This is a genomic window from Streptomyces sp. HUAS MG56 (assembly GCF_058673395.1).
The window spans coordinates 5,057,954-5,071,034 of the sequence record NZ_CM178722.1 but is presented as its reverse complement, the minus strand read 5'-3'; the positions used below and the strand labels follow the sequence as shown (position 1 = coordinate 5,071,034).

Genomic DNA, 13,081 nt, shown 5'->3' with positions numbered 1-13,081 from the left:
GTACGGCGTGCCCGGTTCGTTACGCCACGCGGGCCCTGGGACGGCCTCCGTGGCGGGCGGAGGCGAGCAGTCCGCGCAGCGTGGTGAGCCAGCCGACGGCGACGAACGCGGCGCCGATCAGCAGGCCGACGGTGCCGTCGAGCGGCAGCACGATGCCGACCGCGCCGCCGAACACCCAGGCCATCTGGAGCAGCGTCTCGGAGCGGGCGAAGGCCGAGGTGCGCACCTGCTCGGGCACGTCCCGCTGGATCAGCGCGTCCAGGGCCAGCTTGGCGAGGGCCTGGGCGAACCCGGCGACCGCGGCGAGGCAGGCCACCAGGAACGCGCCGAAGAACACGGCGGCCACGACCGCGGTGCCGAGCACCACGGCGACGACGGTCACGATGATGATCTCCGGGGCGCGCGATCTCAGCCAGTTCCCGACCGCCGTTCCGAGGGCATTGCCCACGCCGGCGGCGACGCCGACGATGCCCAGCGAGACCGCCGCGCTCTCCCCGGTCAGCGGGTGCTCGCGGAGCAGGAACGCGAGGAAGAAGATCAGGAAGCCGGACAGACAGCGCAGGGCCGCGTTGGCGCCGAGCGCGTGCGTGACGGCGGGGCCCACGGTCCGCAGCCCCGGCCGCTTCGCCCGCTGGTTCCTGAGCGGCCCCCGCAGATGCTCCTCGTCGGCCGCGAGCAGCGCCCGGTCCTCGCCCTTGGCCGAGTCCACCTTGTGCGGCAGGGTGAACGACAGGAACGTTCCCGCGACGAAGATCACGAAGGCGCCGTAGAGCGGCCAGGGATCCCCGATCCTGTGCAGCCCTGCCGCCACCGGCGCGGCGGCGCCGGTGGCCAGCAGACCGGCGAGGGTGACCCGGGAGTTGGCCTTCACGAGCGAGAAGCGGGGCGGCAGCAGCCGCGGCACGACGGCGCTGCGGACCACGCCGTACGCCTTGGACGCGACCAGCACGCCCAGTGCGGCCGGGTACAGCTCCAGGCCGCCGCTCGCCACCGCGCCCGAGATGATCAGCGCGAGCAGGGCGCGGGCCAGCATGGCCGCGGCCATCGCGGCGCGCCGGCCGTGCGGCAGCCGGTCCAGGAGCGGGCCGATGACCGGGGCGAGGACGGTGAAGGGCGCCATGGTGATGGCGAGGTACAGCGCGACACGCCCGCGTGCCTCGTCGGTGGGCACGGAGAAGAACACGGTGGAGGCGAGCGCCACGGTGACCATCACGTCGCCCGCGCCGTTCACCGCGTGCAGCTCGATCAGCTTGCCCAGCCCGGACTCGCCCGCGCCCTGGGCGTGCGTGGCCCGGCGGATGCCGCGGGCGGCACCGGTGACGGGGAAGTGCAGGGCACGCCCGACGGAGCGGGCGGCCCCGCCGACGCGGGCCGCTCCGCCGCCACGACCACTCGCCTTGTCCGCGGCTGCCACGACGTTCATAGTGCCCCGAGAAGCGGGCCGATAGTGCGAGGCCGGGCGAGTCGGGTGTGTGGACGGGGGGCCGGGTGTGCGGGCGGGTGGGAAAAACCCACGAATCCCGTTCGGTGTAGCGTGCGTATCTCAGCCATAACGCAGAATGGATGGCAGAGGTGCGCCCAGCGCGCGGATGCAGACGTCGATGCGGTCCTACGGTCCGCTCCGTCGGCAGGCCCGCCGGAGGCAGGCCCACACGTGAGACGGCGTAGGAGAGAAGCGATACCTGTGAGCGCAGCGACAACGCGAAGCCGCACCCCCGACCGTCTGTGCGCGGAGGCGGTCGACCTCGCCCGCGCCGCCGCCGAGGAGGCCGCCGCACCCGGTGTGGTCGGTGAACACACCGGCCTGGTGTCCGAGGGCGACCGCGTTGTCACCCACTTCTTCGAGTGCAAGGAGCTGGGCTACCGCGGCTGGCGCTGGGCGGTGACCGTGGCCCGCGCCTCCCGTGCCAAGATCGTCACACTCGACGAGGCCGTCCTGCTCCCCGGCCCCGACGCCCTCCTCGCCCCCGAATGGGTGCCCTGGAGCGAGCGGCTGCGCCCCGGCGACCTCGGCCCGGGCGACCTGCTGCCCACGGACCAGGAGGACCTGCGCCTGGAGCCCGGCTACACGGCCGAGGAGGAGCCGCCGCCGAACGCGCTGGTCTCCCACGAGATGGAGGAGCTGGCGGACGCGGAGGACGCCGAGGTCACCCCGGGCGCCCCGGCCGTCCAGCTCACGGTCCCCTCCCGCGGCTCGATCGCCTCGGTCGCCGAGGAACTGGGCATGCGCCGCGCCCGCGTCCTGTCCCGCTACGGCCTGCACACCGCGGCCGACCGCTGGGACGAGGCCTTCGGCGCGCGGACCCCGATGGCCCAGGCAGCCCCGGCCACGTGCATGACCTGCGGCTTCCTCGCCCCGGTCGGCGGCTCGCTGGGCCAGGCCTTCGGCGTGTGCGCCAACGAGTTCGCCCCGGCCGACGGCCGCGTGGTCTCCCTCGCCTACGGCTGCGGCGCCCACTCCGAGGCCGCGGTCATGCCGAAGCCCCCGCAGGTGGCCCCGCCGGTCATCGACGAGACGAAGGTCGACGCCTTCCCGCTGCGCCCCGCCCGCGACTCGGGCTCGGTCCCGGAGACGTCCGACGAGGAGACGGCGGAGCTGGGCCACTCCTGATCCGGGCGGCTCCTGATCCGGGCCGCTGCTGATCCGGGCCGCTCCTGCCCCGGGCCGCTGCTGATCCGGGCGCTGCCCAACGGCGGCCTCCGGGGACGCAGTTGTTCCCGGAGGCGAAAAGTGACGAATCGATCGCTTACGGTCGCTCTTTCCGGGCGCTGACCGGATGAAACGCGCTGCTCCATAAGGGGTGACGTGTCCGCTCCGGCCCTCCGCGGGGCGCCCCGCTCTTCGATCATCGCCGCGTCGGCACTCGGCCGGCCTTGAGGCGAGGAGTGGTGCAATGCGGCGCATCAGGTGGTCGGCGGTCGGTGCGGGGCTCGCGGCCCTTTCGCTGGCCCTGGGTCTTCAGGGGACGGCGGCCGCGGCCGCCGGGCCCCCGCCCCCGGCACCGCACGGGCGGCTCCTCGCCTTCCCGCTGGCGGCGATCGAGGGGCTCGTCCGGCCGGAGTCGCCGCCGGCCGGCGCCGACGACTGGAGCTGCAAGCCGACGCGCACGCATCCGCGCCCGGTCGTCCTGGTCCACGGGACCTGGGCGAACGCCCATGACGACTGGGGCCTCATGGCCCCGTACCTGAAGCAGCTGGGCTACTGCGTCTTCGCCGTCAACTACGGCGGGGCACCGGGCAGTCCGGTCAAGGGCACCGCGCACGTCCCGGTCTCCGCCGGGCAGATCGCCGCCTATGTCGACCGCGTGCTCAAGGCCACCGGCGCCGACCAGGTCGACCTCGTCGGGCACTCCCAGGGCGGCGGTCTGACGCCCCGCTGGTACCTGCGGTTCGCGGGCGGCACGGATCCCGCGCATCCGCGGCGGAACAAGGTGCACAGCCTCATCGGACTGGCGCCGTCCAACCACGGCACGACCGCCTCCGGACTCGGCACCCTCACCACCGAGCTGGGCCTCAACCAGCCCGTCTCGCTCCTCCTCGGCCAGGCCTACGCGGACCAGATGGTCGGCTCCGACGTGAACACGGCCCTGGACCGGGGCGGGGACACCCAGCCCGGCGTCGCCTACACCGTCATCACCACCCGGCTCGACGAGGTCGTCACCCCGTACACCCACCAGTTCCTGACCCCGGGACCGGGCGCGACCGTCAAGAACATCCTGATCCAGGACGTCTGCCCGCAGGACCTCTCCGAGCACGTCTCGCTCGCGTACGACGCCAACGCCGCCCAACTCGTGCGCGACGCCCTCGACCCCGCCCACGCGCGGCCCGTCGACTGCCACCTCTCCCTGCCCGTGCTCGGCGGCTGAGGCGACCGGCCCGGGCCCGCCGCCCTGCCGCCCGCCACCCGGGCCCCGGCCACCCCGTGCGCGCTGTACCTTCGTCCTCACAGCGACGAGGTGGAGAGTGAACGTGAGCAGCAAGTACGTGCGGCCGGCGGCCGAGGGCGCCGACCCCTTCGGCACCGCCCGGCTGCGGCGCGGTGTGCTCGACGCCTGGGCCACCAGCCCCGCCCGGTTCCGGGAGGACGCCAACGCCGAGGAGGACCTGGTCCTGGGCGGCTACCGGGACCGGCTGGTCGTGGAGCTGGCGCAGAACGCCGCCGACGCCGCCGCACGTGCGCACGCCCCGGGCCGGCTGCGGCTCACCCTCCAGGGCGGCGTCCTCGTCGCCGCCAACACCGGTGCCCCGCTGGACGCCGCCGGTGTCGAGTCGCTGTCCACGCTGCGGGCCTCCGCCAAGCGGGACGCCGAGGGCGCCCGCAGCGCCGTGGGCCGGTTCGGCGTCGGGTTCGCCGCCGTCATCGCGGTGACGGACGAGCCCGCGATCGTGGGACGCCACGGCGGGGTGCGCTGGTCGCTCGCCGAGGCGCGGGAGCTGGCCGCCGAGACCGCCCGGCACAGCCCGGGGCTGGGCGACGAGGTCCGGCGCCGCGACGGCCATGTGCCGCTGCTCCGGCTGCCGTTCGCCGCCGAGGGCACCGCGCCGGAGTCGTACGACACCGCCGTCATCCTGCCGCTGCGGGACACGGCCGCCGCGGACCTCGCCGAGCGGCTCCTCGACGCCGTGGACGACGCGCTGCTCCTCGCCCTGCCGGGCCTCGCGGAGGTCGTCATCGAGGTCGACGGCCGGGAGCCGCGCGTCCTGCGCCGCCGTACCAGTGCCGCCGACGGCGCCGTCACCGTCGTGGAGGACTCGCGGGAGGGCACGACGCGGTGGCGCAGCGTCTCCGCCCACGGCGCGCTCGCCGCCGACCTGCTCGCCGACCGGCCCGTGGAGGAGCGGCTGCGGCCCCACTGGTCCGTGACCTGGGCGGTGCCCGAGGACGAGGCCGGGCGGCCCGTGCGGCCGCGCACCGCGCCCGTCGTGCACGCGCCCACCCCGAGCGACGAGCCGCTCGGCGTCCCGGCCCTGCTCATCGCCTCCTTCCCGCTCGACACCACCCGCCGGCACGCGGCCCCCGGCCCGCTCACCGACTTCCTGGTGCAGCGCGCGGCCGACGCGTACACCGAACTCCTCGCCGCCTGGCGGCCGGTGACGGACGGGATCATCGACCTCGTGCCCGGCCCGCTGGGCAAGGGCGCGCTGGACGGTGCCCTGCGGCAGGCCGTGCTGGAGCGGCTGCCGCGCACCGCCTTCCTGCCCCCGGCGCTCGCGCCGAGCGGCGAGGACGAGCTGCCCGAGGTGCTGCGGCCCCGGGACGCGGAGATCGTGGAGGGCGCCGGGGCGGACACCGTCCGGGTGCTCGCCGAGGTGCTGCCCACCCTGCTGCCCGCGGGTCTGGAACGACGTTCCGAGCTGCGCAGCCTGGGCGTCGCCCGGCTGTCCCTCGCCGACGCCGTCGACCGCCTCGCCGGGCTGGAGAAGGACCCCGACTGGTGGTGGCGGCTCTACGACAGCCTCGCCGGGGTCGACCCCGACCGGCTCTCCGGGCTGCCGGTGCCGCTCACCGACGGCCGTACGGCCATCGGCCCCCGGCAGGTCCTCCTGCCCACCCCGGACGCCGCGCGGATCGACCCCGAAGTCCTCGGCCGGCTCGGGCTGAAGGTCGCCCACGAGGGCGCCGCGCACCCGCTGCTGGAGAAGCTGGGCGCGCTGCCCGCGAGCCCGCGCGCGGTGCTCACCACCCCGCAGGTGCGGGCCGCCGTCGCCGCCTCGCTGGACGAGGAGGGGGCACTGGGCTGGGAGGAGGACGCGCCGGACGCCGAGGAACTGGCCGACACCGTCCTGGCGTTGGTGCGCGACGCGGGGCTGGAGCCCGGTGACGAGCCCTGGCTCGGCGCGCTCGCCCTGCCCGACGAGGACGGCGAACTGGCCCCGGCCGGTGAGCTGGTCCTGCCCGGCAGCGCCTTCGCCCGCGTGATCCGCGAGGGCGAACTCGCCGCCGTGGACGCCGACATGGCGGACAAGTGGGGTGAACAGCCGCTGACCGCCTGCGGGGTGCTCGCGAACTTCGCGCTGGTCCGCGCCGCCGACGTCGTCCTCGACCCGGACGAACTGGAGCCCCGGGACGGCGACTTCGCCGAGCCCGACGACGCCGGGCTGCTCGACGCCGTCGACGTGTGGTGCGAGGACATCCTCGACCGCTTCCCCGACAGCCCCGTCCCGCCGGTCGCCACCGAGCTGATCGCCGTGCGCGACCTGGACCTCGTGGACGACGCCCACTGGCCCGAGGCCCTCGCCCTCCTCGCCCAGCCGCCACTGCGGGACGCCCTGACCCAGCCGGTCCGCATCCTGCTGCCCGACGGCACGCACGAGGTCGTACGGCCGTACACGGCGTGGTGGCTGCGCGGCCACCCCGTGCTCGACGGCCGTCGCCCCGCCGGCCTCCTCGCGGCCGGCGGCGACCCGCTCCTGCACGGCCTGTACGACGAGGCCGACGCGACCGGGTTCGAGGACGAGCAGGTGCTGCGCGCCCTCGGTGTACGCACCTCGGTCGCGGCCCTGCTGGACGAGCCGGGCGGTGCCGCCGAACTGCTGGACCGCCTGGCCGATCCCGAACGCCCCGTCTCGTCCGCCCAACTGCACGGCCTGTACGGCGCGTTGGCGGACCTGGACCCCGAGCAGGTGACCCTGCCGGACGAGCTGCGGGCCGTGGCCGACGGGCAGGTGGAGGTCGTGGACGCCGCCGACGCCGTGGTCGTCGACTCCCCCGACCTGCTGCCCTTCACCTCCGGCGTGCCCCTGCTGCCGGTCCGCCCGGCCCGGGCCGCCGAGCTGGCGGAGCTGTTCCAGGTGCGGCGGCTGAGCGAGTCCGTCACCGGCGCGGTCCACTCGGAGGGCACCGAGCACGACGTACCGGACCCGGTGCGCGTCCTGCTCGGAGCACGCACCCCGCAGACGTACGTCGAGCACGAGGAACTCCTCGTGGACGGCGTGGAGATCGACTGGCGGCTCACCGACGACGGCGTGCTGCACGCGGCCACGCTGGAGGGCGTGGCGGCCGGCCTGGCGTGGGCGTCGGGCCAGTGGCCACGCCGCTTCGAGGTCGCAGCCCTGCTGGAGGACCCGTCCAGGACGGAGGAACTGGCGAGGGACCGCTGGTTCGACTGAGCATGCCCCACCCGCCGGCGTCGTGCGGGACGCCGACGGGACGGGCGTTCTGTGGACGCGACCCTGACCCTGCGGTCGCGATGGGACCCCGTCTGCCGGGGGCAAGGCTGTTCTCGTGCGCTTCTCAGTACCTTGACGACCAGCAGCGGCACTGGCTGCCACGGGGGCGTGCGGGCGTCTCGGCTCCAGCGGACTCAGCCGGCGACGATGGCGGTGAGCTGGGCCAGGCTGTCGATCCGCCAGTCGGCAGCTGCGACGACGTCGGCGTCGTCCGCCCACAGGTGTCCCCACGGGCCGCGGCGGATGTGCCCGGCGCGCAGCCCGGCTGCCTTCGCCGGGAACACGTCGTTGACGGGATGGTCACCGACGTACAGAGTCGCGTCCGGCGCGGCGTGCGCCACCTCCAACACCCGTTGGAAGAACTCCGGTTGAGGTTTTGCGACACCCCACTCTCCGGAGGTGACGACGAGGTCCGCCGGGAGATCCAGGCCGCGCAGCAGCTCCCCCGCGCGAGGCGTCTGGTTCCCGGCGACGATCACCCGCACGCCCTGCTCCCGAAGGGCCGACAGCGCGGGCCGGACATCTGGATACAGGTCGGTCTCGTCCAGGTGTTCACCGTGACCGGCTGCCTCCCGGGCGCGGTACTCGGCGGCGACGTCGATCCCCGGGCGCAGCATCCGTAGTGCTTCTGCGTTGTCCTGGCCTCGCGCGACGACAGCGCCGACCAGAGCGGACAGTGTGTGTCTCGGGACATCGAGCCAGTCCGCCCACGAGCCCCAGTAACGGTCGTCCCGAGTGATCGTCTCTCCGATGTCGAACACGATGGTCTCCATCACCCTGAGAGCCTATGCGCCCCACGTGCGGCCCGGTCACACGAAAACCCCGCCGCCTACGTCTATACAGGAAACCGCCGGTCCACCCACTTCCAGATCCACTCCAGGGCGGCCGCCGCCACCACCGCGATGCCGACGGCGGTCCACGGCATGGCCACGCCCACCAGTTTCAGCGCGAAGAAGCTCTGCAGGGCCGGGACGACCAGGACCACCAGGAACGCCACGCCCATCGCGGCCACCAGGGTCACCCGCCACCAGGTGTAGGGCCGGGCGACGATCGCCAGGATCCACATGGAGATCAGGAACAGCGTCAGCGTGGCCGCGCTGGTCTCGGCGCCCAGCTCGCCGCTGCCGCCGTAGTGGTGACGGGCGATCAGATACGTCACGAAGGTCGCCGCGCCGCACATCACGCCACCCGGGATCGAGTACCGCATCACCCGCCGGACGAAATGGGGTTTCGCGCGCTCCTTGTTGGGGGCGAGGGCCAGGAAGAAGGCGGGGACGCCGATGGTGAGGGTGGAGAGCATGGTCAAGTGGCGTGGGAGGAAGGGGTATTCGACCTGCCAGCAGACCACGAGCACCGCCAGCAGCACGGAGTACACGGTCTTCACCAGGAACAGCGTCGCGACACGCGTGATGTTGCCGATCACCCGGCGCCCCTCGGCGACGACCGACGGCAGGCTCGCGAAGCTGTTGTCCAGCAGCACGATCTGCGCCACCGCGCGCGTCGCCTCCGAACCGGAGCCCATGGCGACCCCGATGTCGGCGTCCTTCAGCGCGAGCACGTCGTTCACGCCGTCGCCGGTCATCGCGACCGTGTGCCCGTCGGACTGGAGCGCGCCCACCATGTCCCGCTTCTGCTGCGGGGTGACCCGCCCGAAGACGGTCCCGGAGTCCAGCGCCCGCGCCATCCCCGCCGCGTCGCCGGGCAGCCGTCGCGCGTCCACCGCCGTACCCTCCAGGCCCAGCTTGGCTGCGACCGCGCCGACCGAGACCGCGTTGTCCCCGGAGATGACCTTGGCGCGGACGTCCTGCTCGGCGAAGTAGCGCAGGGTGTCGGCCGCGTCCGGCCGCAGCCGCTGTTCGAGTACGACGAGGGCGGCGGCGCGGGCGCCGCGGGCCGGCTCGGTGTCGTCCAGGTCGCGCGCGGCGCGGGCCAGCAGCAGCACCCGCAGCCCCTGCTCGTTGAGCCGCTCGGTGTCGGCCAGGGCCGGGTCGCCGTCGGTGAGGAGGACGTCGGGGGCGCCCAGCAGCCAGGTGCTGGTCTCGCCGTCGCCCTCGCTGAACGCGGCCCCGCTGTACTTGCGGGCCGAGGAGAACGGCAGCGACTCGACACAGCGCCACTCCTCGCTGTCGGGGTAGGCGTCGATGATCGCCTGGAGGGAGGCGTTGGGGCGCGGGTCGGACTCGCCGAGCGCGCCGAGGACCTTGCGCACGTACGTCTCGTCGTAGCCGTCGAGGATCCTGAGCCGGGTGACGTCCATGCCGCCCTCGGTGAGGGTGCCGGTCTTGTCCAGGCAGACGGTGTCGATGCGGGCCAGCCCCTCGATGGCCGGGAGCTCCTGCACCAGGCACTGCTTGCGGCCCAGCCGGATCACGCCGATCGCGAAGGCGACGGAGGTGAGCAGCACCAGTCCCTCGGGGACCATCGGGACGATGCCGCCGACGGTGCGGGCCACCGCGTCCTTGACGTCGTTGCTCTTGACGACGAGCTGGGTGATGACGAGCCCGACGGCCGCCGGGACCATCATCCAGGTGACGTACTTGAGGATCGTGGAGATGCCGGTGCGCAGCTCGGAGTGGACCAGTGTGAAGCGGGAGGCCTCCTCGGCGAGCTGGGCGGCGTAGGCCTCGCGGCCGACCTTGGCGGCCTGGAAGGCACCGCCGCCCGCGACCACGAAGCTGCCGGACATGACCGGGTCGCCGGAGCGTTTGACGACGGGGTCGGCCTCGCCGGTGAGCAGCGACTCGTCGATCTCCAGCCCGTCGGCCTCGGCGCACACCCCGTCCACGACGATCTTGTCCCCGGGGCCGATCTCGATCAGATCGCCGAGCACGATCTCGCCGGTCGCGATCTCGACGGCCGCCCCGTCCCTGCGCACGGTCGGTCTGGCCTCGCCGATCACCGCGAGCGAGTCGAGGGTCTGCTTGGCCCGCCACTCCTGGACGATGCCGATGCCGGTGTTGGCGAGGATCACGAAGCCGAACAGGCTGTCCTGGATCGGCGCGACGCACAGCATGATCACCCAGAGCACGCCGATGATCGCGTTGAACCGGGTGAAGACGTTGGCCCGCACGATCTCGCCGAGCGACCGGCTGCTGCGCACGGGAACGTCGTTGACCTGCCCGCGCCTGACGCGGTCCGCCACCTCGGCACCGGTCAGCCCGGCCGGCCTGGTCATCGGCAGGGCCACCGGATGCACGGGGTCGAGTTCGGCGCCCGCGTCTATGTGGGTCATGTCATCGACGGTACGGCTACTTCGGCGTCGTCGCCTTCAGCGCCGCCGCCCGCTTGATCGCGGCGTCGCGCTTCCTGACGTACCAGATCCCGATCAGCCCCAGTCCGCCTCCGGCCAGGCAGGTCCACAGCCACCACAGGTGACCGTGGTCGTGGAACCAGCCGTAGAACGGCAGCTGGACCAGGAAGAGCACGAACCACACGATCGTGCCGCCGGTGATGGTGGCGACCACGGGGCCCTCCAGGGGCTCCGGTGCCTCGTGCTTCGGGGTCCATTTGGCCATGCGCACAGCTTAAGCGCCGCCGGTGTCTACGCGCGGAGATAGCGATCTAGCACTCATACGTTCATACTGAAACCGTTTGTCTTTGTCCACTTCTGCTCGTATGAAACTCCAACGCGGCTCGGGGGAACCCCGTCGGAGATGAGGTCCCGCATGTCCACCTCGGCTCCTGCCAAGGCCCCCACGCCCGAGAAGGGCGCGCCGAACAACGCGCTCGACCGCTACTTCAAGATCTCCGAGCGCGGCAGCACCGTCGCCCGCGAGATCCGGGGCGGTCTCGCCACCTTCTTCGCCATGGCGTACATCATCGTGCTGAACCCGATCATCCTCAGCAGCGCGAAGGACATGTACGGGCATCACCTGGACAACGGCCAGCTGGTGACCGCGACCGCGCTGACGGCCGCCTTCACCACCCTCCTCATGGGCGTCTTCGGCAACGTGCCGATCGCGCTCGCCGCCGGCCTCGGTGTGAACTCCGTCGTCGCCCTCCAGCTCGCGCCCCGTATGACCTGGCCGGACGCCATGGGCATGGTCGTGCTCGCCGGTGTCGTGGTCATGCTGCTGGTCGCCACCGGCCTGCGCGAGCGCGTGATGAACGCCGTGCCGTTCGGCCTGCGCAAGGCGATCTCGATCGGTATCGGCCTGTTCATCATGCTGATCGGCCTGGTCGACTCCGGCTTCGTCACGCGCATGCCCGACGCCGCCCAGACCACCGTCCCGCTCCAGCTCGGCGTCGGCGGCCATCTGCACGGCTGGCCCGTGCTGGTCTTCATCCTCGGCGTGCTGCTCACCTTCGCGCTGCTCGTCCGGAAGACCCCGGGCGCGATCCTGATCTCGATCGTCGGCATGACCGTCCTCGCCGTGATCATCAACGCCGTCACCACGGTCTCCTCCTGGGGCCTGACCGTCCCGAAGTGGCCGGGCAACCCGGTCTCCACCCCCGACTTCGGCCTGGTCGGCCAGGTCAGCCTGTTCGGCGGCTTCTCCCGGGTCGGCCTGCTGACCGGCGTCCTGTTCGTCTTCACGGTCCTGCTGTCGTGCTTCTTCGACGCGATGGGCACGATCATGGGCGTCAGCGACGAGGCCAAGCTGACCGACGCCCAGGGCTACATGCCGGGCATCAACAAGGTCCTCTTCATCGACGGCCTCTCCGTCGCGGCGGGCGGCGCCAGCTCCTCCTCGGCCACGACCGCGTTCGTGGAGTCCACGGCCGGTGTCGGCGAGGGCGCCCGGACGGGCCTCGCGAACGTCGTCACGGGCGGTCTCTTCGCCGTCGCGCTGTTCCTCACCCCGGTCGCCACGATGGTCCCGTCCCAGGCGGCCACCCCGGCGCTGATCGCGGTCGGCTTCCTGATCCTGTCGAACTCGATCAAGGAGATCGACTGGGCGGACTACACGATCGCCATCCCGGCCTTCGTGACGATGCTGATGATGCCGTTCACCTACTCGATCACCAACGGCATCGGCATGGGCTTCATCACCTTCACGGTGCTGCGCCTGGCCGCGGGCCGGTTCCGGGAGATCCCGGTGGCGATGTACGTCGTCTCGGCGGTCTTCGCCTTCTACTACCTGATGCCGGCCCTGGGTCTCACGTGATCGGCCGGGGCTCGGAGACCCCGTAGAACTTCTCCGTCTCCTCGACGGCGGCCTGGAACCGCTCGTCGAAGTCGTCGCGAATGAGCGTCCGGATGACATAGTCCTGGACGCTCATTCCTCTTTTCGCCGCGTGGTGCCGGAGCCGTTCGAGCAGCTCCCCGTCTATCCGCAGGCTGAGCACACTGGTCCCCATGCCTACGAGGGTCGCCACATCCGGCCGCCCCGTGCGTCACTTTCCGGAATCGACTCACTCGTACGGGTGATGGAGAGGTTCAGTGGCCGGGGTCACGGGCAGCCTGTCGGTGTCACGGTGGTCTTTAGAGAGAGTAATGAGTTACTCTAAGGACATGCCGGACCTGGATCTCACCCATGGCGACGACGCAGCCGCCGTGAACTCCCTCCGCTCCGCCGTGATGCGGCTGAGCCGTCGGCTCAAGCACCAGCGGGTGGACGAGTCGCTGAGCCCCACCGAGATGTCGGTGCTCGGCACGCTCTCCCGCTGCGGCTCGGCCACGCCGGGCGAACTCGCCCGCAAGGAGCACGTCCAGCCGCCGTCGATGACCCGCATCGTCGCGCTGCTCGAAGCCAAGGGGCTGGTCCGGCTGGAGCCGCACCCCGAGGACCGGCGCCAGAAGGTCGTCACCCAGACCGAACAGGCCGAGGCGATGCTCGAAGAGAGCCGCCGCAAGCGCAACGCGTTCCTGGCCGGACTGGTCGAGGGCCTGGACGAGGACGAGTGGGCGTCCTTGCGCGCCGCCGCCCCCGTGCTGGAGAAACTCGCACACCTGTAAGCCGCTGTATGG

Annotated in this window: 10 protein-coding genes; 5 read left to right on the top strand and 5 right to left on the bottom strand. The window is 72.6% G+C overall.

Features of this window, described 5'->3' with window-relative positions:
* Nucleotides 1-19: 19 nt before the first annotated feature.
* On the bottom strand, nt 20-1,423 hold the full coding sequence (locus tag AC4OXY_RS23925; protein ID WP_356020220.1) for an MFS transporter: 1,404 nt from the start codon (nt 1,421-1,423) through the stop codon (nt 20-22).
* Between the two features lie 261 nt (nt 1,424-1,684).
* Between AC4OXY_RS23925 and AC4OXY_RS23920 the strand changes: the two genes are divergently transcribed.
* The 3 genes from AC4OXY_RS23920 to AC4OXY_RS23910 all read left to right on the top strand — a co-directional run bounded on the left by AC4OXY_RS23920 (nt 1,685) and on the right by AC4OXY_RS23910 (nt 7,110).
* Entirely contained in the window at nt 1,685-2,611 is a 927-nt protein-coding gene (locus AC4OXY_RS23920) for a DUF3027 domain-containing protein (RefSeq protein WP_356020217.1), read from the top strand.
* Between the two features lie 283 nt (nt 2,612-2,894).
* The gene (locus AC4OXY_RS23915; RefSeq protein WP_491991050.1) at nt 2,895-3,866 is read left to right on the top strand and encodes an esterase/lipase family protein; all 972 of its coding nucleotides are present in this window, start codon (nt 2,895-2,897) and stop codon (nt 3,864-3,866) included.
* Nucleotides 3,867-3,969: 103 nt separating this feature from the next.
* Complete coding sequence (locus AC4OXY_RS23910; RefSeq protein WP_356020212.1) at nt 3,970-7,110, top strand: sacsin N-terminal ATP-binding-like domain-containing protein; 3,141 nt, start codon at nt 3,970-3,972, stop codon at nt 7,108-7,110.
* A gap of 194 nt (nt 7,111-7,304) precedes the next feature.
* Here the strand turns inward: AC4OXY_RS23910 and AC4OXY_RS23905 are convergent, their stop codons facing one another.
* The 3 genes from AC4OXY_RS23905 to AC4OXY_RS23895 all read right to left on the bottom strand — a co-directional run bounded on the left by AC4OXY_RS23905 (nt 7,305) and on the right by AC4OXY_RS23895 (nt 10,685).
* Nucleotides 7,305-7,943, bottom strand: coding sequence for an HAD family hydrolase (locus AC4OXY_RS23905; protein ID WP_491994636.1), 639 nt, complete (start codon nt 7,941-7,943; stop codon nt 7,305-7,307).
* A gap of 62 nt (nt 7,944-8,005) precedes the next feature.
* On the bottom strand, nt 8,006-10,402 hold the full coding sequence (locus tag AC4OXY_RS23900) for an HAD-IC family P-type ATPase (RefSeq protein ID WP_491991049.1): 2,397 nt from the start codon (nt 10,400-10,402) through the stop codon (nt 8,006-8,008).
* 16 nt (nt 10,403-10,418) lie between these two features.
* Nucleotides 10,419-10,685, bottom strand: a complete 267-nt coding sequence (locus AC4OXY_RS23895) for a DUF2530 domain-containing protein (RefSeq protein ID WP_071382145.1) — start codon at nt 10,683-10,685, stop codon at nt 10,419-10,421.
* A gap of 150 nt (nt 10,686-10,835) precedes the next feature.
* Between AC4OXY_RS23895 and AC4OXY_RS23890 the strand changes: the two genes are divergently transcribed.
* Nucleotides 10,836-12,278 carry an NCS2 family permease gene (locus AC4OXY_RS23890; RefSeq protein ID WP_356020205.1) on the top strand — a complete coding sequence of 481 codons (1,443 nt, stop codon included), beginning with the start codon at nt 10,836-10,838 and terminating at the stop codon, nt 12,276-12,278.
* Here AC4OXY_RS23890 and AC4OXY_RS23885 read toward each other — a convergent pair.
* Nucleotides 12,271-12,471 (bottom strand): ribbon-helix-helix protein, CopG family, encoded by a 201-nt coding sequence (locus tag AC4OXY_RS23885; protein ID WP_362816785.1) that lies wholly within the window; start codon nt 12,469-12,471, stop codon nt 12,271-12,273. The two genes, AC4OXY_RS23890 and AC4OXY_RS23885, sit on opposite strands and share 8 nt — an antisense overlap.
* A 154-nt stretch (nt 12,472-12,625) precedes the next feature.
* On the opposite strand from AC4OXY_RS23885, the gene AC4OXY_RS23880 reads away from it, so the two are divergent.
* Complete coding sequence (locus AC4OXY_RS23880) at nt 12,626-13,069, top strand: MarR family winged helix-turn-helix transcriptional regulator (protein ID WP_071372570.1); 444 nt, start codon at nt 12,626-12,628, stop codon at nt 13,067-13,069.
* Nucleotides 13,070-13,081 lie beyond the last annotated feature (12 nt).